Origin of the sequence: Paenibacillus sp. NPDC093718 (genome assembly GCF_050279985.1) — a bacterium.
Lineage (GTDB): Bacteria > Bacillota > Bacilli > Paenibacillales > Paenibacillaceae > Paenibacillus_AQ.
In genome coordinates, this window is the sequence record NZ_JBNNUS010000005.1 from 35,130 (window position 1) to 56,601 (window position 21,472).

Sequence of the window (21,472 nt, forward strand, 5' to 3'; positions counted from 1 at the left end):
GAAGTCCTCATTTTGACAAAGTAGAAATTAAGATGATACCGAAAGCCCGATTACCGCACAATCCTTAAGTTGAGTACCCTTTGTGACACAATGAGGACTATTCCGAATTTCTCCTTCCGTACATAATAAACACTGTCAGGATATGGCCACATCGGACAGACCAGATCGAATGGAGGGATACTATAAATTGAGAATGTTTAGGGATCTTGCACAGAACCGGGGCTTGTATTCGATGGCGATACCGGGAGTCGTCTTTCTCGTTGTCTTCTCCTATATTCCTCTGTCCGGACATCTGCTAGCGTTCAAGGACTTTCAGATCAGCAAAGGCATATGGGGCAGTGATTGGGTGGGGCTGGATAACTTTCGCTTCTTTTTCTCCAATCGGGATTGGATTCAAGTGACGGTCAATACGGTTTATTTAAATGCGCTGTTCATTATTTTCGAGATGGTCTTTGCGCTTCTCATTGCTCTCTTCCTGAATGAGATTCGCTTGAAATGGTTTAAACGTACGATCCAATCCGTCGTCTTCCTTCCTTATTTCATTTCCTGGGTCGTCGTAGGATATATGACATTCATTCTATTCAACAACACGGACGGTATGATTAACCGTGTGCTGAGCATGAGCGGACTTCAAGCTGTCGATTGGTACCAGACCCCGTGGGTATGGCCGATTATTCTAACCTTAACGCGAATCTGGAAGAGCGCCGGTTACTACTCTATCATTCTGCTTGCTGCCATTACCGGTTTCTCCACCGATTATTATGAGAGCGCACGCCTGGACGGAGCCACGAGGTTGCAGCAGATGAGGTTCATTACGCTCCCATTGCTGAAGCCGCAAATCATCATTCTCGTCCTCTTGGGAGTCGGAAGGATCTTCTACGGGGATTTCGGCATGATCTACGGAATTATCGGGGACAACGGGATTCTATTCCCGACGACCGATGTCATCGATACATACTCCTATCGGGCGTTAAGACAGCTTGGTAATTTTAGCATGTCATCGGCTATCGTGTTCTATCAGTCTATTATGGGGCTTATCGCCGTCGTTTCGTTTAATGCGCTGGTTCGCAAAATCGATAAAGACTCCAGACTATTTTAAGAAGTTGTTCAAAGTGTCATCCTTCCATGAACTGACTTTTTGAACACGCACTTTAATTTTGCGACATCCAAAGGGAGGTGAATTCCATATGAATCGTCCGGTTGCTCTGATCTCGCCCACACGAGTCCGACGGACAAACGGATTCTCCGATAAAATGGCGGTGTTCTTGTTTGGACTGTTTTTGATTCTATTTGCGCTGGTTTGTTTGTTTCCCTTTTGGCTGATGGTCATCAATTCGTTCGCCAGCACCCGAAGCTTGGCGCTGAATGGATACTCCGTATGGCCAGATGAGTTCACGTTGGAGTCGTATCGCTTCCTCCTTCAAGGCAAGCAAATGTTCACCAGCTATGGGGTCACCATTGCAGTAACAGCCATCGGAACCGTCATCGGCCTCGTCGTTACTGCGTTGTTTGCTTACGTGCTGGCCCATCCGAAGAACCGATACGGCGGCTTCCTCTCGTTCATGACCTATGTGCCGATGGTCTTCGGCTCGGGGCTCGTCGGCTTCTATCTTCTCGTCGTTCAGTGGCTGCATCTGAAGGATACGCTATGGGCGCTTGTGCTCCCCTATGTCATGAATCCATTCTTTGCGTTTATCCTGGTCTCGTTCTATCGCTCGTTGCCTTATGATCTAAACGAATCGGCGAACATGGACGGCGCTGGGGAGTGGACGATCTTCTTCAAAATTATCCGGCCGATCTCCACGCCGGTTATTGCGACGATCAGCTTGTTCTATGCGCTGCAATATTGGAACGATTGGTGGCTGTCGCTTCTGTTTATCGATAACAGCGATATGTACCCGCTCCAGCTGCTTCTTCGACAGCTCATGTCGCAGATGCAGCTCACGTCGCTCAATCACGGCAATGTGCTGACGCTGCCGCCGGCGGAAGGGGTCAAGTTGGCAACTGTATGCCTGACGATCGGCCCGATCATACTCGTCTATCCGATGGTTCAGAAGTATTTCGTCAAAGGTCTTACCCTCGGCTCGGTGAAAGGTTAAGTGTAAGAGGTTGTTCAAAAAGTCATCTTTCCATAACGAAGATTTGAAGGGAGTCATTTACATGGCCAAATCAAAACGCAAATTCTTGGTGACGGCGCTGCTCGGACTAGCCATCGCTTTGTCCGGGTGCTCCGGATCCGGTGGGGGCGCCTCCGCGCCGGGCGATTCCGGGGGAACCGGCGATCCGTCCCTTGAACCGGTAACTTTGGAGGTTGTCATTCCGGGGGCCAAGGGGGCTAACTATGACGAGGTGCTGGCTGAAGTCAATAAACGATTAAAAGCCGAAATCAATACACAGGTTAAATTTACCTTTGTCGACTTTGCCGATCTAAATCAGAAGACCAATGTCATGCTGGCTTCGGGAGAGAGCGTGGATTTGATTTTCGATGCTCCGTGGCTGCATCTGGACACGATGGCTTCCCAGGGTTATTACGAGGAATTAAGCGAACTGCTGGACCAATACGGCCCCAATGTGCTAAAGACGAGACCGCAGCAAATGTGGGACGCGAACAAAATCAACGGCAGCATCTATGGCGTTCCCTTGGGAAGCGCTTATACCCAGGAAAGGTCGGTTTTCATCCGGAAGGACTTGAGGGAGCAACTGAACCTGCCGCCCGTAAAAACGTATGAGGATCTAAAAGCTTATCTCTACGCCGTTCGTGACAATGAGCTCGGTATCACGCCGCTCCTTGCAGGCGCAGACGACGTCACTTACAGCTGGGTCAACTGGCTGATCCGGGATGATACCAGCATCAACATTCGCCCAACCAATTTTGCGGGAGCCAGCTTGATGCTGTATTACAAGGGTAACGACGGGAAGGTCTACAATTTCTTTGAAACCAAGGAACCTAAGATCTGGTCCAATATCGAGGATGTTCGCAAGCTGTTCGTTGACAAAGTCATGTCATTGGACGTCTTGACGAATAAAACTGGTCCGGGAGAAATGCAGCTCCTAAACAAAGTAGCGGCCACGCCCCAAATGGCCTTTGGCATTCCTAAAGCGTACAACGACCAGTTAAAGCAGGTCGTGCCCGAAGGAGAACTGGAAGCGGTTCGTCTGTTTGATCTAACCCCCGGTAAAAACTTTTCCAATTTCAAGATGGACAATTTCATCTGCATTGTAAAGACGAGCAAGCATAAAGACCGTGCGATGATGTTTCTCGATTGGGCGAACCGGCAGGAGAATTACGATCTGCTGGAGCATGGTATTGAAGGCGTGAACTGGAAAGCAGTCGGCGAGCATCAATATGACACGTTGAACAACGATGGCGGCATTGTCTCGTTCCAGCTCATGCTGAATCCCACGTTAGAGCGGGAATGGGTCGGTACTGACGAAGAGACTCAAGAGTATAAACAATTCATTACGCAAGCCGACAACTTCACAAAGGACATCATGACCGGCTTCACCTTCGATCCGACGCCGGTGAAGAACGAAGTGGCCCAATTCGCGACCATTCAGGCCAAATATTATAGCGGATTATTTAACGGCGCGCTTGACCCGGACGAATACTTCGCCAGGTTCCAAACGGAAGGGGAAGGGGTGCTCAAGAAAATCCAGAATGAGCTGCAGCATCAGGTCGACGCCTTCTTGGCAAAATAGAACCTACCGTTCCGCAAAAAAATGATCGCTTCTGGTAGGAAGCGGTCAGCCTGTTGAAAAACTTCAACAGGCTTTTTTTAGATTATAAAATATATAAATTTCAGCGAAGCTGAACCATTCTGTAATCGCAAGAAAAACGACATTCAAAAGCGGTCTGTCTTCTGTGAAAGTACGTCGATCGACGTTTTTCTTATTATTTTGGGATCGATGCGAATTGATTTCCTGCGGATATTGGGGTTTAATCCGGCGGCTCCCCCCAAAGTAATCGGAACCAGCATCGAAGCATGACTTCAATTTCCTTTATTAGAATCGTTGGGCGACTTCCTTAGCACGTGCGATTGCTTTTTCTTTAATAGCAGGAGCTTGCTCTGATGATGCCGTTCCTTCAACCAAAATCGCCTCAGTCGATATCCCATAGAACTGTAAAACCTTATTCAAATAGCTGTATCCCATTTCAAAATGCCGATGCCATAAATTTGAAATTTGGTTATTGACTAATCAATTACAACTTGCTATAGTGTGATCATAAGTTAGTGATTGATCAATCACTAATAAAAGGAGTGTTGATGAATATGAAAAAAGCAATTGTAGTGGGTGCAACGGGTGGTACTGGTGCTGTTATTACGGCAGAGTTGGTAAAAAAGGGGTTGCCTGTGATTGCATTTGGACGGTCGCGGCAAAAGCTGGAGGAGCTTGCAAGAGAACTCGGCAATCCTTCACATCTTACGTTAGCAATCGGGGATGCATACCGGCCGGATGACATTGTAACTGCGGCAATAGAAGCGGAGGTATTGTTCCATTGTGCCAACGTTCCATACCACGAAATGGAGAGTAAATTGATTCCGCTCGGCGAAGCCATCATGGAGGCAGCCAATCGATTAAGCTTGAAGGTTGTCGCAATAGACGGAATTTACCCTTACGGAAGAAGACAGATGGATCGGGTAACCGAGGAGCATCCAAAAAAACCTCATACCAAAAAGGGTAAAGTTCGCCTTGCTTTTGAGCAGATGATCTTTAGCAGCAGATGGAAGAATGTGTCTGCCATGATTGTTCGTTTGCCGGACTATTACGGACCGACTGCAAATCAAGCATCCTATCTGGGAGGGACACTCGAAGCGATCGCGGCAGGCAAAATGGCATTTTTCATCGGAAACATGAAGGTTCCTCGCGAATATGTGTACTTGCCTGATGCGGCAGTTATGATTGTAGAGCTTGCGAGACAGGATCAAGCATATGGTCAAAATTGGAACATCCCCGGGGCGGATATTATTTCCGGTCATGAGATTGTCCGTATCGCCCAGCAAGCCTCCGGTATGAAGAAGCCTGTTATTGCTCTTGGCAAGGCTGGATTGTCGCTGCTCGGTCTATTCGTCCCCGTCATGAAGGAGATTGTTGAAATGCTTTACTTAACGGAAGAACCGCTGCGCCTAAGCGGGGATAAATATAAGCGTTTTATCGGCCCAATTCCGGCTACGAAGCCGGCGGATGGAATTGCAGCAACGATTCGCGAACTGCAGAAAAAACGGTGAACATTTTTATAAATTAGTAATTGATTGATCAATCAAAAAAAAGGGGTGAAAGTTTATGCGGAGGTTAACTTGGAAAGGGAAGGTCGGTATAGCGGGGTTGGGAGCGGCGATCCTGCTTGGTGCGTTGGTTGGCACGTACTTTTGGCAAATTCGCATGCAAAAACCATATGAAGTAAATATGGGCGAAATGCATCACATGGAAGGGATGGCGGGCCATCAGCATGGAACCGCCTCTGCGGCAACCCACCAGGCTTCACTGGCGACACGGTCATGCGAAGCTATAACAGAGGGGGAGAACGACGCGCCCATACGCGAGTTTCGGCTCACGGCCTCACAGAGCGAGAAAAAATTAGATAATGGAGATACCGAGAAGGTTTGGACATTCAACGGCCTCACGCCAGGACCAGAAATTCGAGTTGCCGAAGGCGAAAGAGTCCGTGTCGTGCTGGACAACAAGGACATTCAAGAAGGGGTTACCATCCATTGGCACGGGATTGTCCTTCCTTGTTCGCAGGATGGAGTAGCCGGTGTGACGCAGGATGCCGTAAAGCCCGGAGAGCAGTATACGTACGAATTTATTGCAGACTCTCCCGGAACGTATTGGTATCACTCTCATCAGGCTAGCTCCATCCAGGTTGAAAAAGGCCTGCTGGGGAAATTCATTGTCGACCCTCAGCAGGATCGGTTCGATTACGATCAGGAGGAAACCATCCTTATCCAACAGTTAAATGGAACTTATCTCATGAACGGTTCAACAAAGGGAAAGAATATCGAGGCGGCTCCCGGAAAGAGAGTCAGACTGAGGATGATCAATGCTGCGAACGAAACGGAAACGATTCGCGTCGACGGGGCCTCTTACCGAATAATTGCGATGGATGGCCATGACCTCCACGAACCGGAGATGCTGGATCATTATAAATTTCTGATGGGAGCGGGCCAGCGTTATGATCTTCTCCTTGAGCTGCCGCAGCAAGGTAAAGTCATCGTCACGAGTGAATCAGGCTTGAAGGTAACATTGGGAACCGGTAGCGAACCGGAGATCCGTTCGGATTACAGCTTATTCAGATGGACCGACTATGGAGAACCAGATCCGAATGCTCCTGTAGACCAATTAACCTACGATCAGTCCTATACCTTAAAGCTCGATCAGAATTTGTTCATCAACTCCATTAACGGAAAAAGTTTTCATGAAGTACCACCACTGGTGGTCAAGGAAGGCCAGCGTGTGAAAATGACGATTACGAATGCTGGCGGAGGCGACCACCCTTTTCATTTGCATGGACACATTTTTCAGGTGCTAAGCCATAACGGTCAGCCTTTGAGCGGAAGTCCCGTTTATCTTGATACACTATTAACACAAGAAGGTGATACTTTCGAGGTGTACGTTAAAGCGGATAACCCGGGTCTATGGATGATGCATTGCCACAATCTGATGCACGCATCCATGGGGATGAGCATGATGTTCAATTATGAAGGCATTTCGACACCTTTTCGGGTCGGGACAAAATCGGGAAATTTACCGGACTTATGAGCGGTATGTAAAGCATGGAGGTGGCTCCATGGGACTCTTTAAATGCGAATGGAGTGATTGAGAATGCAGTAGATCTATTCCCGAATATCGTGCTTACTCTTCCTGAAGTTGCACACAAGATTGCGCAATTTTTAGAACAAGCCAATAGTAATGGAGGCAATGTCTTTATAGTTTACTATTAATAAAGTCATGGCTGCCGGAATCCGGCAGCCATTTAAAAGTGACAGCGCTTTTGGGAGGCAGGCTGTAGGAGAAAGATCTCCCGTTCCATTCCGCGCTAAAGGTCAGCTCTGCGGTTCCCGGATTGGCGGCGATCAGAACGAGAGAGCCGTCGGGATTTTCATATGCCACGGTTTCCAGTTTCCCCTCGTAACGGGTGGATGCGATCCGAACAGCTCCGGGATCCACAAATTTGCTGGCATGTCCGAGAGCATAATACTCCACGTTTTTCTCCACGTCTCCCGTTGCCGGATTCACCGTAACCACACCGCGGCAGTCCTCGCAGCCCCCGTTGGTCGGGCCCCCATCCGGGTCAAGGGCCAGGTTCCAGAACAGAACGGTTTTGGCAGCGTTGCGCGGCGCACCAATGATAAGATTGCTCATTTGCCAGCTCAAGTTATCGCCAAAGTCCGGGCTCCATTGCCCGCCGCTGCATTCCGTGAAATAGATGTTTTTGTCCGGAAAATCACTTTGAACGGCCGACATGGCCTCCGGTGAACCTTCATAACAATGGTACGCAGTCCCGTCGATGTAAGAAGCAGCCCCGCTGTCTCCAAGCACTTTCCCGGCGTACGCTTCGCCAAGCTTCCAATTGTGGTCGAAAGCGATAATTTTAGTCCCGATCCCTTGCCGGATAAAGGCGGGGCCGAGATAATCCCGGATGAACCTGGCCTGCTCCTCGGCTCCCATGCTCATACTTGGGTAGTCCGGGGACGTGAACGCCGGCTCGTTTTGAATCGTCAGGCCATAAATCGGAATTCCTTTTGCCTCATACGCTTGAATATATTTCACGAAATAATCCGCATAGGCGGCATAAACCTTGGGATTGGTGTAATCCAGATACCAGCCGTTGTAGGTGTTCTCCCCATATTTCATCCACGGCGGGGCGGTCCAGGGGGTGCCCAGTATTTTGACCGCATGATTGTTCTTCAGCATGCTTTGCAGCAGGGAGACCACATCCGCATCCTTGTCTATGGAGAAATGCTCCAGACCGTAATCCGTTCCCGATTCGATATCGTCATACGTATAGCTGCTCGGTTGGCCGTTTTCGTCCACGGAAAAATCGGAAGCGCCGATCGTATGTCTGACAAAGCTGAGGCGGATGCCGTCTTCCATAAACAAGTCGCCAAGAAGGGAGCTCCGCTGAGCTTCGGTCATTTTATGGTTGATCAGATAAGCCGAAGAGCCGGTAATCGCTGCGCCAAACCCGTCCATGGTTTGATATCGGACCTCCGGACTCACCTTGACGGTGAGCTTTTCCTCGCTTGAATCTTGGTCCGTGAATACGACCGGCGCCTTTTTGGTTAAAAGGTTGGTCCGGTCCCCCGTTGTTAGCCATACCTCGGCAGAAGTTTCGCTTCCCGTCCCGGACGGGACGGCCAAGGAGCAGAACAGCAAGGTGAGAACCAGCAGTGCGCTTAGCAGGATCCATTTGCGCCGCTGTGCGTTTTCCGGTTTCATCGCTCTGTCCGAATGGAGCTTGGTGCCGGCTTCGTTCTTGTCTTCCATTTTCCGTTCCTCCTTTCTCCTAAACAAAAAGTCCCGGGGCGAACAACGCCCCAGGCTGAAATATAGAATGAGTCGTATGCTTTACTTGCCGGAGCCTTTAACGGTGACGCTGCCTGTAAGACGAATGTCGTCGGAGGCACTGCCCACATAAATCGGCACTTTTCCGGAAGGCATAACCCAGGCCTTTTTATTTTCATCCCAATAAGAGAAGGCCTTAGGATCGAGTTCAACCGTTACGCGCTGCTGTTTGCCTGGTTTAAGCTCGATTTTGGCAAAGCCGGCCAGCTGTTTGGACGGTGTATCTACGCTAGTTGGGAGTTTCCCGGTATAGACCTGTACAACCTCGGCGCCGGTTACAGCTCCGGTATTCCGGAGGTTAAGCGAGACTTCAATCGTGGAGTCCTGCCCGGTGCCTTTAGCTTTCGTCTTCAGGTTTTTATAGTCAAAGTTCGTGTAAGAAAGACCGTGCCCAAACGCAAATGCCGGTTTGATGCCTTCTTTCTCATGACCCTTATATCCTACGTAAATGTCTTCGGAGTAATTCGCGTCTCCGTTTACCCCAGGGAACTGCTTTTCATCCGATACTGGAGTGGAACGCTCGTCGACAGGGAAAGTTACCGGCAGTTTACCGGATGGATTCACGTCGCCGAATAGCACGCTGGCGATGGCGTCGCCCTGTTCCTGCCCGGCATACCAGGCTTGCACAATGGATTTAACGTTATCTTTCCAGCCGTCCATCTGCACGGCTCTGCCGCTCATTTGAACCACAATCGTATTCGGGTTGGCCGCAGCCACCTTCTTGATCAATTGTTCCTGGTTATTCGGAAGATCCAGGTCGGAACGGTCAATGTAGCCTTCGCTTTCATAGGTGCGCGTCACCACGACGGCAACGTCGGATTTGTCCGCAAGATCAACCGCCTTCTGCATCTTCGAATCGGTCACCTCTTCCGGCGCTTCCCAGCCGAAGCGGACCAGTCCGCCAAAATCGCTGTCGCCATCTGTCCAATCCGTGCGGTATTCAATGCGCACGTTGTGGCTTTCGCCGGCTTTCAGCTGCACCGCCACTTTCTCGGTAGCCACTTTCTCCCCTTTATTGTCGATCAGAAGCTTGCCGTCGAAATACAGCTTGCTGGAGCCGAAGCTCGAGAGCGAAAGGGTGTATTCGCCGTCCTGCGGAGCCGCAATCGCGCCAGTCCAGCGTGCCGACATTCTGCCGTTCAAATCGCCAGGGACGGGAGTCAGTTTGGAGGACTGTCCGTTTAATCCGTCATAGTTATAAAAACCAAGGTTCATATTCACTTGACCATCCGTGCGTACCACGGAAGGTTGGCCCTCAAGATTCGTATTATTGAAATATTCCGCCCGAAGTCCATGCTCGCCTTTAATTAGATTGCCGTTCTCATCAACGGGGCTCAGCAGCGAAGATGGAATGGCCGATGGCCCATTCATAATATCCGCTGTGGAAATCGGATCGGTACCGGCTGCGTAATTTACTTCAACGCCCTTTCCGGCACGTTTGCGGATGGCCTCCAGCGGGCTTACCGTATAAGTCGGCTTCACAAGCGAGCTGCCGCCAACCGTTGCGTAGTTGTCCGCATCCGGACCGATAACAGCAATGGATTTCAGACTGCCTGCTTTCAGCGGCAGAGCCTTGTCCTTGTTTTGCAGAAGCACCATGCTTTCTTCTGCAATTTGTTGCGCTTTCGCGCCGTGCTCAGCTGCAGGAATCTGCTTATTTACCGCAGGGTGATCAAAAAGCCCTTTGTCAAACATCTGGAACAGAATGTTACTTACCTTCTCGTCAATGACGTCTTCACTAACTTCGCCCTTTTGAACGGCGTTCATGAGCTTAGAACCCCAAAATCCGTAAGGGTCTCCGGGTGTTTCCAAGTCGAGGCCCGCGTTGGCGGAAGGAGCCGTGCTCAAGTTGGCACCGTAGTCACTCATGACGAAACCATTAAAGTTCAGCTGGTCTCTGAGCATCGTGGTCAAAGCGTCTTTATTTTCACAGGCCGGCGTGCCGTTGATCTCGTTAAAGGAGCACATGGCCGAACCCAGGCTGGCTTTCTCGATGGCTGCGGCGAATGGACGCAGGTATACTTCCTGCATCGCGCGCTCACTTGCGATCGAGTTCACCGTGAAACGCTCGGTCTCCTGGTTGTTCAATAGATAATGCTTGGCTGTCGCGATAACCGGGTATTTTTGAACCGCATTGACATAAGCAACGCCCATCTTCGACTGAAGCAAAGGATCTTCGCCCATGGATTCAAAATTCCGGGAACCCCAAGGCAGACGGGCAATATCGAATCCCGGCCCGAGCAGGACGTTATGGGTGGTATTGAAGGATTCATTGCCCACCAGGTCCCCGTACTCCGCAGCGGTTTTCGTGTTCCAGGTTGCGGCCAGCGCAATCGGAGTAGGGAGAGCCGTCGATTTTTTATCCTGAATATCCGGATTGGCGACCCGCACGCCGGTTGGCCCGTCGGCCATGGTCAGCGCGGGAATGCCAAGCCGTTCAATAGGGGCGTTATAAAACCCGTAATTGTTATTGACGTTGCCTGTAACAAAATCAATTTTCTCGGAAAGCGTCATGGCGTCAAGCAAAAGCTCTGTGCGTTTCTCAGCGGATTGAGAGGTATCCATCCATGGACGCGATCCGCCGTCATTCGATTCGGCGCTTACAATCTGCAGCGGAGCGGCAGCGATGGCACCAATAACGGTAAGTGCAACTAGTTTAGAGAATAATCGAGATTTTAGCTTCAATGGTATAAACTCCTCCTTAATTTAGCGTTTGCCCCTGCATACGCCGTGCTATGTACTCAGATACATTCCTGGTCGCTTGATATCAAGTGATCAGAGGGGCGTAAAAATTGAGATCCCTTACCCGGCTTTGTCATCCTAAATTAAATGTTATCCGATGGGATAAGTTGGATAATGGGGGGTTGCTGGATATAAGGATAAGCAAGACCGGGTGTCCATCCGATTGATCCGCGGCATCCCTCTTGGGTGAACTGGTTAGCATCTCGGCAATTAGACTATCGTACTTTTTGAAAATGTGCACCGACCATTTCTTGGATATCAATCCTTCATAAATGACAGCAGTGTCATAAATTTGGGTCTAAAGATTACAAAAACGTTAATAATTAGGCCCCATTCCTCTTGAATTTGCCTCGTTCGCTTTAGTCTGGCAAAGTGGATGTCGGTCTCTTGTCTTAGAAAAATAGGTCTGATTTATTTCAGAAAATTGTATATATATTTCAGAAAATGGAATGAAAAGGATGGAGAAAATGCATTCAGCATTTTCGACGGAACCTGAATCCTATTATATTTAGAAGAATGAAAACTAAAATGAATATGGATGAAGGGCGTCACGATTATATTCATTTGAGAGAACCGACATGAAAAGGCTCATTCTAACTTGAACATGAGTTAGGAATGAGCTTTTTTTATACGTTTGTGCGATGAGTACACGGTCGTCCTGGCTGTCCGGGCCGAATGGGTTATGCGTTATAACCGATTCTGTTCGCGGTATTTGGACGGACTCACGCCCATGTTCTTGGAGAAGACCCGGCTGAGATACAAGCCGTTCTCATATCCGCAGCAGGTGGCGATTTGATCCAGTGTCATCTCGGTGTCCAGCAACAGCTCGGCCACCTTGCCGATGCGCAAGGAACGGACGAAATCCGAAGTGGCGATGCGGTACGATTTCCGGAGCCGGCGCGTAAACTGGACGGGGTGAGGCTCAGCGAATCCGACAGCGCCCTCATGGCTGAAGGGGGGATACGAGTTCTGGTAGATCCATTCCGCTGCTCGGACCATCAGTGCATCTTCCGCATTGGCCAGAAGTAGCAACTCTTCATGGAGTGGACTATCCTTTATTCAGCAGCCGATAGAGATTGAGAGCCAATTGAATCTGAAATAACTCGTCAGCGTTTTTTAAGTTGGAATTCAGCAGCTCCTTGATTTTGTCGATGCGATAGATGAAGGTGTTGCGGTGGATAAACATCGCTTTGGCGGCCTCCGTTACATTCTGATTATGCATGAAATAGTATTCCAGCGTAGAGATAAAGCTGGTGTTGAACGTTTGATCATGGTGATGGATGACGCCAAGTGTGTTGTGGAAGAACTCTTCCATCTCGGCAGGCTTGATATTGGAGTCGAGAAAATGATAGACGGCATAATCTTCAAAATGGGAGATGATCCGATTGTCTTTGAATCGCTGCATCAATCGCATGGCTTCCTGGGCTTCGAAGAAGCTTCGATGAAGTGAAGAGAACGTCTTATACTGACTGCCAATTCCGATAAGAAACTGCGTTTTCTTCATCTCTCGGGTCAACAGCTCGACCAGCTCATGGGCGAAAGCCTTCGTTTCGTTGACGGTAACCGGCGGTTTATTCTCATTCTTCCCAACCAATATGATGATCTGCTGGCTTCGGTAGTAACATGTGAGCTCCCCGTTGGCTTTACTGGACAGGCCGTGGATCAGGTTAACACACTTTTTCACCATATGCTCCAGCTCGTATTTGCGGTATACGATATCCTTGTAGCTTTCCAGAAGGGTCGGTTCAATATGAACGACCATGCAGTAGTAGGTATAGTTGATATTGAGCCCATGCAGATCGGACTGCGAGTGCAGCGTCTCGATCGAGGTGATGTTGCCGGACAGTAAGTCGTCAAAGAAGTCGTGCCGGATTTTGAGCTTCACTTCCTCCAGCTCTTTCGCCTTCATGCGATCCAGGGCAAGGATGGTTGATCCGTGCTCTAACGCCAAATTATCCAATTCCGTCAGCTTGCGAACGGTTTGGAAGACGACGATGTATCCGTACACATGGCTGGACACCGAGATCGGCATGATGCGGCATTTGAACGATTGCCCCTTATGATCGTAGTCGCGCTGGATCGATTTCTTGATTTCGCTTACATATTGCGGGATGGCTTCAGTAAATTCGGAAGGGAAGATGGGTCTGTTCTTCTGGAGCGACAAGAACTCCTCCAGCGGTGTCTTATTATCCGGATGGTCCGTATAACAGAGCAGATTCCAGTCCCTGTCGAGAATCAGGAGCGGATTATGGATGATGTCAGCCAATTCGGCCGAAATTTGTTCGATACCGCCTCCTTCCAGAGGGATTTTGAACAGCGCGTTATGCAGGTCGAGTGATCTGCGATTTAGCGCGTCATAGTCGGCATTGGTCTTCTCATTAATGATCGCGATCACCCTGGACAAGGTGTATTCAAAAGGGAGCTCCAGCAGTGGAAGTCCATACTTGTTCGCCAGATCGATCATGTTTTGCGGAATCCGGTCAAAATAACGTTTCATTTTGATGCACAGGCCCGCGCAGTTGTTCTCGGCCAATTCATGAATGACCCGATTCTGCAGCTCTTCGCTATCTTTAAAAATATATCCGGTGGACAGGAGCAGCTCATTCGATGCCAGCCAATCGAATACATCCGGATTTTCAATAATATTCACAATGGATATCTGGTGATCGATTCCTGCCGCCCCTGCAACGAGCTTAATGCCTTCGATCGCTTTGATCTGAAGGATGTCCCTGATGGTTAGCATTCTTAACACACACCTTTGTTATTGTTCTTCATTGTGCAATGTGCACAGCGAATACGCTTTGTTTTTAGTATCGCTGTACAATGACCGCAGCTTAACCCTGGATTACAATAAGGGTGTCAGGAGTGCTTCGAAATTTTAAGTGTGATATAATTCACAAAATATCCTTTTAGCTATGGAAGGTCATTCATCTGTATATGTTCGACGTTTATATGCTGGCTAATTTTGAATTCAGTATAGCATCTAAGGTCATTTATCCACAACTAAGGTAGGGCCGATCCAAGGTGAATGACGCGTTCAAAAGGATAACCTGACAAAAGACAGCATTTGTCCATCTGTAAGTTAAGGAGGCGATATAACGGGAAGCTGCGGGAAGACAACAAGTACACAAGCCGTTTTTGTTGTAAGCGCCACCATCTCTTGCGACGCGGGATTCCTTCAACAAATAAGGAGCTTGAAATTTAATGGGACGGTACACAGCATCTTTGATCGAACGGTGAACCTGAAGTGCCGGACGAACGGTGAATTATATACGATTGCCAATGACAGCGTGGACAATGCGCCCAATACGCTGATCGACAGCTTTTCCAAACGGGGGCTGGTGATTGGAGATCAGGTCTATGCGGAGGGAGATCGGTTATACGTAGGGAAGAATGCAGCCGTTATGCTTCAGCAAGTCCATGTATGGCGGAGCAAGCTCCCATCCTATCCCGAAGACGAAGACATCTTAAGAAACCATGTAGCTGAAGCGCAGTTATGGATTGAAGCTCACGGCAAGGCCGGTGGGATGAAGCCATCTGCAGAGACCGGAACTTCCTTCGATCAGGAAATGGATAGATTGCTGAGAGAGCGCTCTGCGGGGCTTCTTGAAGCGTTATCCAAAGGCGAAGTCAGTCTTGCATCTCATTATGCAATTCAACTAATAGGCTTGGGCCCTGGTCTGACTCCGTCGGGCGACGACTTCTTGGTCGGATTGTTTGCCGTTATGAATCTAACGAATGGTCCGTTGTTCAAGATCCGCCATATGTGCGAGCAGGTTGTGGCAGCATCGGCTGATAGGAGCAATCCGATTAGCTATATGGCTTTAAAGAAAGCGGTAAGCGGCCAGGTAAGGGAATCCATAGGAGAGTTCATGCATCATATGATCCATGGCAGTAAGACTGAGGTTATTTCGAGCTTATCCAGGGTACTCGGTATCGGTTCTACATCAGGAACGGATATCGCGCTTGGGCTGGTGAATGGTTTGAAGCTTAGCATAGAAAGAAATGGGAGGTAAAGCATGTCGACTAAAGTTGTGATTAAAAAGAATACGTACTTTGATTCCGTCTCACTGATGTCACTGTCAACCAAAGCGAATCAATTAGATGGCGTCGATCAGGCCTTTATCGCAATGGGGACGCAGATGAACAAGGAAGTGCTGGCTAATGTCGGTCTCATGACCCCGGAGCTGGAGGAAGCCAAGGGAAGTGATCTGATGATCGTCATTAAAGCGGTCTCTGAAGAGTTCGTAGAAAGCGCTTACGAAGGTGTGGAGGCCCTATTTAACAGCAAGGGTAGCGAGGCAGGAAACAGTGAGCTCACGTTCCCGACGATCGACTCAGCCGCAAGAAATCTTCCTTCGGCCAAGCTGGCCGTCATTTCTGTAAACGGACTGTTCGCAGCCAGAGAAGCCAGAAAGGCGCTGGAGAATGATCTCCACGTCATGCTGTTCAGCGATAACGTCAGCGTGGAAGAGGAGATCGAGCTCAAGAACATGGCGCATGAGCGCGGTTTGCTCATGATGGGACCGGACTGCGGGACGGCCATCATTGGAGGTGTGGGACTCTGCTTTGCCAATAAAGTGCGCCCGGGAAGCATCGGCATCGTAGGCGCATCCGGAACGGGAAGCCAGGAGGTCAGCGTTCGGGTTCATGACTTTGGCGGCGGGATCTCCCAGCTGATCGGCACGGGGGGACGAGATTTAAGCGAACGCGTTGGCGGCATTATGATGCTGGACGGCATGAGAGCGCTTAATGCAGACGAAGCGACCAAGGTTATTGTCCTGGTCTCGAAGCCGCCGGCCAAGAGCGTGGAGGAGAAGGTGCTCGCCGAGATCAAGAACATGAGCAAGCCAGTTGTGGTGTGTTTTATCGGCGGAACGGAAGAAGCCGTGGTAAATGCTGGCGGACATTTCGCCAAAACGACGAAAGAAGCGGCGTTGAAAGCCGTTATCCTGTCGGGCGTCGACGAGAGCACCATCGATAAACATCCGCTGAATCTGCCTCTCATCGAGGAGATCAAGGCCAAGCTGACGCCGGAGCAAAAATACATCCGTGGATTGTTCTGCGGCGGAACGCTGTGCGACGAAGCCATGTACCTGGCGATGGAGCAATACGAGGATGTATACAGCAATATTCCGAAGGATCCGAAGTACCGGCTGCAGGATATTCACGTCAGTCAGGGCCACACATTTATCGATTTTGGGGACGACGAGTTCACCGACGGCAAGCCTCATCCGATGATCGATCCTTCTTCCCGGATTTCCAGATTCAAGCAGGAAGCTAAAGATCCAGCGGTTGGCGTTATCGTGATGGACTTCGTTCTTGGATACGGAGCTCACGAGGATCCGGTCGGGGTCATGCTTCCGGCGATTGTGGAAGCCAAGCAGGCCGCTGAACAAGAAGGAAGGCATTTGGAGATTATCGGCTATGTGCTGGGCACGGATCTCGATACACCGTCTGTGGAAGAGCAGTTAAATAAACTGGTATCTGCGGGAGTTACGTATGCCAGCAGCAGTACGAATACAGGGCTTCTTGCCAGAGGCTTCGTCGAGAAAGGAGTATGACATGAGTAGAATCAATGAGCTATTTAACAGCGAGCTTCATGTAATCAATGTGGGTCTGGAAATGTTTAAAGATGATATTTTGAAGCAAAAAGGGAAGGTTTCCCACCTGGAGTGGAAACCGCCGGGCGGCGGTAAGCCTGAGGTGATCGCACTGCTTGACAAGCTGGATCAGCCGGACATTCAGGAGAAAATCGAAGCGGCGAATAAGCTGGCCGTGGAGCGGATCATCAACTCCCAGCCGGTATTGATCGGATTCGATCAGGCGATTCATGTTGTGCCGGGCATGACCAAAAAGACGATCCTGCACGCAGGTCCGCCAATAACATGGGAGCGAATGAGCGGTCCGATGAAGGGGGCGGTTACGGGCGCACTGGTCTTCGAAGGCTTGGCCAGCAATCTGGATGAAGCAGCGGAACTTGCGGCATCGGGTGAAATCACCTTCTCCCCATGCCATGAGCATAACTGCGTAGGCTCGATGGCGGGGGTAACCTCAGCCTCCATGTTCATGCACATCGTGGAGAACCGGACGTACGGCAACATCGCGTACACAAACCTGAGCGAGCAGCTGTCCAAAATACTGCGGATGGGCGCCAATGACGAAACGGTCATCGCCCGCCTCAATTGGATGAGAGACGTGCTGGGCCCGATGCTCCGGGATGCGATGAAGTTCTCTGAGAATGGTATTGACCTCCGATTGATGCTGTCGCAGGCGCTTCATATGGGGGATGAATGCCATAACCGCAACAATGCCGGTACAACGCTGTTAATCCAAGCATTAACGCCGCTGATTTTGCGGACGGACTTCCCTACCGAGCAGCAAATCGAGGTGTTTGATTTTGTGGCAAGCAGCGATTACTTCTCCGGCCCGACCTGGATGGCGCTCTGTAAATGTGCGTTGGATGCGGCGCATGGGATTGAATACAGCACCATCGTGACCACCATGGCCCGCAATGGGGTTGAATTCGGCATTCGCGTCAGCGGCATGCCAGGCAACACCTGGTTCACCGGACCGGCACAAAAGGTGGTTGGCCCCATGTTCGCAGGTTATAAGCCGGAGGATGCAGGCCTAGATATCGGCGATAGCGCAATCACGGAAACCTACGGAATCGGCGGATTCGCGATGGCAACCGCTCCGGCGATTGTGGCGCTTGTCGGCGGCACCGTGGATGAAGCCATGAATTATTCAGTCAAGATGAAGGAGATTACGACCACGGAAAATCCGAACGTCACGATTCCTTTGCTGAACTTCAGCGGCATTCCAACGGGCATTGATATTCGCAAAGTGGCCCAAACCGGCATCATGCCCGTGATCAACACGGCCATCGCGCATAAAGACCCGGGAATCGGAATGATTGGAGCGGGCATCACGCATCCTCCGGTGGACTGCTTTGAACAGGCGCTGCAGGCTTTAAGCCAGCGCATTCAGTCCTAGATTGGCAGCCCCTCAGGCATGCGCTCAAGTCGGAGGGGCACCTGAAATGCTAGATCTATAAGCGTATTGATCTAAGGAGGCTTTTATATGGATCAGGTACTCATGAAAATGTTATGGAAAAAAGGAGATTGGGCTGCGTTTTTCGGCTTGCTTGCCAATAATCTAACCAATCTGCTGACCATGATTTCACTTTTGATATTCGTTGTAGGTTTTCCGGAAGATATGGTCTACGGAAGAGTAGTCCCTGCCTTCGGATTCGCTATCTTTATCGCAAGCATGGCTTACGGTTGGTTTGGATACAAGCTGGCAAAGAAGACGGGCCGAAGTGACATTACCGCGTTGCCTTCGGGTCCGAGCGCCCCATCAATATTTACCGTTACTTTTCTGGTGCTGATTCCGGTATTCAGACAGACCAATGATGCAACGTTTGCGCTCCAGATCGGTCTGGTATGGTGCTTCTTCGAAGCCTTGATCCTCGTTGTGGGTTCCTTCTTGGGGGATTTGCTCAGAAAGGTCATTCCAAGAACCGTTCTCTTATCCTGTTTGTCCGGGCTTGGATTGCTGCTGCTTGCCATGAACCCGATGCTGCAATCATTCGAAACACCGATCGTCGCTTTTATCGTACTGGTCATCATCTTTATCAACTGGTTCGGTAAATCCCCGATATTCAAAAAAATCCCGACCGGCTTTCTGCTGCTCATTGCCGGCACCGTCCTGGCCTGGGTATTCGGATTGCAGAATCCGGAGGCGATTACGGCTGCGCTGTCCACGCTCGGCTTTAATCCGCCTGAAGTGCACATTACAAGCCTGTTCCAAGGAATTCCTCATGCGCTGCCGTACTTGGCATCGGCTATACCTTTGGGGCTCGCCAATTATATTTTCGACCTGGAGAACATCGAAAGCGCGCATGCGGCGGGTGATCATTACAACACCCGGAACGTCATGCTGACAAACGGCGTGGCTTCCAGCATCGGCGCATTCACGGGCAACCCGTTCCCGGTTACCGTGTACATTGGGCATGCTGGCTGGAAATCCATCGGTGCTGGTCTTGGGTATACGATTGCATCCGGCTTTGCCATGCTAATCATTTCGCTCTTTGGAATAGGAGCGCTGCTCCTGTCCATCATTCCGGTTGTCGCGATTGTACCGATCCTGGTCTATGTCGGCGTGGTCACGGCCAATCAGGTCGTCCGGGAGACGCCGAAGATTGAAGTGCCCGTCATCTTCATCACCTTATTCCCTTGGATCGCCAACTGGGCCTTAACCTTGGCCAATAACATCTTTAGTGCTGCTGAAACGACGGCTTCCAAGGTGGGCATCGATTTATTGTTAAGCAAAGGCGTGTATTATAACGGTCTGAACCATCTGGGGAACGGTGCGCCGCTCAGCAGCTTGATCTGGGGATCGATCGCCATTTTTGCCATACTGAATAAGCCGCTGCGGGCTGCCGTGTTCGCGGCCATCGCTGCCGTCCTGTCCTTATTCGGCATCATCCATGCGCCGACGGTCGGATTTGCCCAGGATGCACTGATGCCGTTCGTATATGCTTACCTGATGGTTGCGGCGTTGTTTGTGTATAAGCACTTTACCGATCTTCGCGATCCGGCAAACCAATTGCAGTCAGAGTAATGCCGGCACGCGCTGGTCTGAATATGCAGATCTGAATGACAAGGATTGAAAACATCAAATGAGGAGGTTACTCCATGAATGCTGAAGCGATGAATGACGAACTCATTCTGGCATGCGATCGCGGAGACTTGGCTGCGGTAGAGCAGTTATTGAAGCGTGGTGCCGATGTTCATCACAAGGACAGTCAGGGCCGGACGGCACTAATGGCTGCAACTCAGAAAAATCAGGTCTCCCTTGCCAAAAAGTTAATTGAAGCCGGCAGCGACGTGAATGCAAGAGACATCACCATGTTAACCCCATACCTATGTGCAGGAGCTAACGGCTTTCATGAAATCCTGCGCCTGACTATTCAAGCAGGAGCGGATATCACGAGCGTGAACCGGTTTGGTGGTACAACGCTGCTGCCGTCAAGCGAAAAGGGATATTTAAGAACCGTTCAGATTTGCCTGGAAGCAGGCGTTGCCGTTAATCATGTGAATAATCTGGGTTGGTCCGCCCTGCTGGAGGCTGTCATTCTTGGAAACGGGGGCCGGCTGTACTCCGATCTCATTCAGCTTCTGGTTGAAGCAGGGGCCGACGTGCACCTGAAGGATCGGGACGGAAAGTCATCTCTCCAGCATGCCGCAGAGATGAAGCAACATAAGGTAATAAAGATTCTGAACAAACAAAGCGTAATCATCCCGGACAGCATCCAACGAGCGAAAGAGCTGGCGAAGGCGGAGAAGTACGAGGAAGCCATCACGATCATAGATAATGCGCTGGGGCAAGAGGGGAATCCTAATGACCTCTACTACTACAAAGGTTACTGTTCCGGAGAATTAGGACGTTATGATGAGGCTCTGGCTGCTTACAATCAAGCCCTGTCGCTTGATCCCGGCGATCTCGACTTCTATTTCTATACCGCCAATGCTTATCGGATGATGAAACGTCCGGAAGAAGCCATTGCCGAATATGATAAAGCGATTGAGCGGAAGCCGGAGGAGACGTTCTACCGCTATCATAAATCCAATTATTTAAGAGAACTGGGCAGGCACGAGGAAGCCGTCATCGTGATGGATCAGCTGTTAGCCCAGCAGCCTTGGCGTTATGATTTTTCCTTCCACAAGGCGAACAGCTTGAGATCGCTGGGTAAGCACCAAGAGGCTGCGGATACGATAGACAATGCAATCACGAATGACCGCACCAATGCGCTATATCATTACCATAAAGGGCAATCCCTGAATTTGCTTGGTAACTATGCGGCAGCGATCGAAGCGATGGATCAAGCTATCCAATGCGGTCCAGCTCATGCGGATTATTACTGCGAGAAAGCCAGCAGCCTGTTAGCGCTTAATCAGCCGGATCAGGCCATGAGGTTGATTGAACAAGCACAGGCTATTCATCCGGATCATGGTAGAGCCAAGAGCTTGAAAGAGACCATAATTGCTGCAAAGCCATAATTCCATTCAAATGTTAACACGTCTTTACGAAACATCTACGGTCTCTTGCGTGCCGGGAAAGATGGGGTTCTTCATGCATGCGGGACTCGTTATTTCCAGCG

At 50.0% G+C, this 21,472-nt stretch carries 15 protein-coding genes; 10 read left to right on the plus strand and 5 right to left on the minus strand.

The genetic code is table 11. From position 1 onward, the window contains the following. The first annotated feature begins 187 nt into the window (after window positions 1-187). From ACQKPA_RS15985 to ACQKPA_RS15995, 3 genes are all read left to right on the plus strand, one after another. A complete protein-coding gene (locus ACQKPA_RS15985; protein WP_427493597.1) occupies window positions 188-1,099 on the plus strand; it encodes an ABC transporter permease in 912 nt (303 codons plus the stop codon). An 88-nt stretch (window positions 1,100-1,187) separates the two neighbouring features. Next, window positions 1,188-2,099, plus strand: coding sequence for a carbohydrate ABC transporter permease (locus ACQKPA_RS15990; protein ID WP_427493598.1), 912 nt, complete (start codon window positions 1,188-1,190; stop codon window positions 2,097-2,099). A 61-nt stretch (window positions 2,100-2,160) separates the two neighbouring features. After that, complete coding sequence (locus tag ACQKPA_RS15995) at window positions 2,161-3,699, plus strand: extracellular solute-binding protein (RefSeq protein WP_427493599.1); 1,539 nt, start codon at window positions 2,161-2,163, stop codon at window positions 3,697-3,699. A 303-nt stretch (window positions 3,700-4,002) separates the two neighbouring features. Here the strand turns inward: ACQKPA_RS15995 and ACQKPA_RS16000 are convergent, their stop codons facing one another. After that, window positions 4,003-4,137, minus strand: a complete 135-nt coding sequence (locus tag ACQKPA_RS16000; protein ID WP_427493600.1) for a hypothetical protein — start codon at window positions 4,135-4,137, stop codon at window positions 4,003-4,005. A 134-nt stretch (window positions 4,138-4,271) separates the two neighbouring features. Between ACQKPA_RS16000 and ACQKPA_RS16005 the strand changes: the two genes are divergently transcribed. Both ACQKPA_RS16005 and ACQKPA_RS16010 read left to right on the plus strand, forming a co-directional pair. After that, on the plus strand, window positions 4,272-5,228 hold the full coding sequence (locus ACQKPA_RS16005; RefSeq protein WP_427493601.1) for an SDR family NAD(P)-dependent oxidoreductase: 957 nt from the start codon (window positions 4,272-4,274) through the stop codon (window positions 5,226-5,228). Between the two features lie 55 nt (window positions 5,229-5,283). Beyond that, window positions 5,284-6,759: a multicopper oxidase family protein gene (locus tag ACQKPA_RS16010; RefSeq protein WP_427493602.1), complete on the plus strand. Its 1,476-nt coding sequence runs from the start codon at window positions 5,284-5,286 to the stop codon at window positions 6,757-6,759. Window positions 6,760-6,924: 165 nt separating this feature from the next. Here the strand turns inward: ACQKPA_RS16010 and ACQKPA_RS16015 are convergent, their stop codons facing one another. The 4 genes from ACQKPA_RS16015 to ACQKPA_RS16030 all read right to left on the minus strand — a co-directional run bounded on the left by ACQKPA_RS16015 (window position 6,925) and on the right by ACQKPA_RS16030 (window position 14,050). After that, window positions 6,925-8,439 (minus strand): glycoside hydrolase family 30 protein, encoded by a 1,515-nt coding sequence (locus tag ACQKPA_RS16015; protein WP_427493979.1) that lies wholly within the window; start codon window positions 8,437-8,439, stop codon window positions 6,925-6,927. A 129-nt stretch (window positions 8,440-8,568) separates the two neighbouring features. Next, the gene (locus tag ACQKPA_RS16020) at window positions 8,569-11,250 is read right to left on the minus strand and encodes a beta-glucosidase H (protein ID WP_427493603.1); all 2,682 of its coding nucleotides are present in this window, start codon (window positions 11,248-11,250) and stop codon (window positions 8,569-8,571) included. 744 nt (window positions 11,251-11,994) lie between these two features. Then, window positions 11,995-12,306 (minus strand): helix-turn-helix domain-containing protein, encoded by a 312-nt coding sequence (locus tag ACQKPA_RS16025; protein ID WP_427493604.1) that lies wholly within the window; start codon window positions 12,304-12,306, stop codon window positions 11,995-11,997. A 49-nt stretch (window positions 12,307-12,355) separates the two neighbouring features. After that, on the minus strand, window positions 12,356-14,050 hold the full coding sequence (locus ACQKPA_RS16030) for a PucR family transcriptional regulator (protein ID WP_427493605.1): 1,695 nt from the start codon (window positions 14,048-14,050) through the stop codon (window positions 12,356-12,358). Window positions 14,051-14,501: 451 nt separating this feature from the next. On the opposite strand from ACQKPA_RS16030, the gene ACQKPA_RS16035 reads away from it, so the two are divergent. From ACQKPA_RS16035 to ACQKPA_RS16055, 5 genes are all read left to right on the plus strand, one after another. Then, window positions 14,502-15,323, plus strand: coding sequence for a DUF2877 domain-containing protein (locus ACQKPA_RS16035; protein ID WP_427493606.1), 822 nt, complete (start codon window positions 14,502-14,504; stop codon window positions 15,321-15,323). Between the two features lie 3 nt (window positions 15,324-15,326). Then, the gene (gene fdrA / locus ACQKPA_RS16040) at window positions 15,327-16,871 is read left to right on the plus strand and encodes an acyl-CoA synthetase FdrA (protein ID WP_427493607.1); all 1,545 of its coding nucleotides are present in this window, start codon (window positions 15,327-15,329) and stop codon (window positions 16,869-16,871) included. Window position 16,872: 1 nt separating this feature from the next. Further along, window positions 16,873-18,303 carry a DUF1116 domain-containing protein gene (locus tag ACQKPA_RS16045; RefSeq protein ID WP_427493608.1) on the plus strand — a complete coding sequence of 477 codons (1,431 nt, stop codon included), beginning with the start codon at window positions 16,873-16,875 and terminating at the stop codon, window positions 18,301-18,303. An 87-nt stretch (window positions 18,304-18,390) separates the two neighbouring features. After that, window positions 18,391-19,932: a xanthine permease gene (locus ACQKPA_RS16050; protein ID WP_427493609.1), complete on the plus strand. Its 1,542-nt coding sequence runs from the start codon at window positions 18,391-18,393 to the stop codon at window positions 19,930-19,932. Between the two features lie 74 nt (window positions 19,933-20,006). Continuing rightward, window positions 20,007-21,371, plus strand: coding sequence for a tetratricopeptide repeat protein (locus ACQKPA_RS16055; RefSeq protein WP_427493610.1), 1,365 nt, complete (start codon window positions 20,007-20,009; stop codon window positions 21,369-21,371). Window positions 21,372-21,472 lie beyond the last annotated feature (101 nt).

Coding starts and splice junctions, on each gene's coding strand:
- ACQKPA_RS15990 (WP_427493598.1), top strand. CDS start 1,188: ATGAATCGTCCGGTTGCTCTGATCTCGCCCACACGAGTCCGACGGACA.
- ACQKPA_RS15995 (WP_427493599.1), top strand. CDS start 2,161: ATGGCCAAATCAAAACGCAAATTCTTGGTGACGGCGCTGCTCGGACTA.
- ACQKPA_RS16005 (WP_427493601.1), top strand. CDS start 4,272: ATGAAAAAAGCAATTGTAGTGGGTGCAACGGGTGGTACTGGTGCTGTT.
- ACQKPA_RS16010 (WP_427493602.1), top strand. CDS start 5,284: ATGCGGAGGTTAACTTGGAAAGGGAAGGTCGGTATAGCGGGGTTGGGA.
- ACQKPA_RS16015 (WP_427493979.1), bottom strand. CDS start 8,439: ATGAAACCGGAAAACGCACAGCGGCGCAAATGGATCCTGCTAAGCGCA.
- ACQKPA_RS16025 (WP_427493604.1), bottom strand. CDS start 12,306: ATGGTCCGAGCAGCGGAATGGATCTACCAGAACTCGTATCCCCCCTTC.
- ACQKPA_RS16030 (WP_427493605.1), bottom strand. CDS start 14,050: ATGCTAACCATCAGGGACATCCTTCAGATCAAAGCGATCGAAGGCATT.
- fdrA (WP_427493607.1), top strand. CDS start 15,327: ATGTCGACTAAAGTTGTGATTAAAAAGAATACGTACTTTGATTCCGTC.
- ACQKPA_RS16045 (WP_427493608.1), top strand. CDS start 16,873: ATGAGTAGAATCAATGAGCTATTTAACAGCGAGCTTCATGTAATCAAT.
- ACQKPA_RS16050 (WP_427493609.1), top strand. CDS start 18,391: ATGGATCAGGTACTCATGAAAATGTTATGGAAAAAAGGAGATTGGGCT.
- ACQKPA_RS16055 (WP_427493610.1), top strand. CDS start 20,007: ATGAATGCTGAAGCGATGAATGACGAACTCATTCTGGCATGCGATCGC.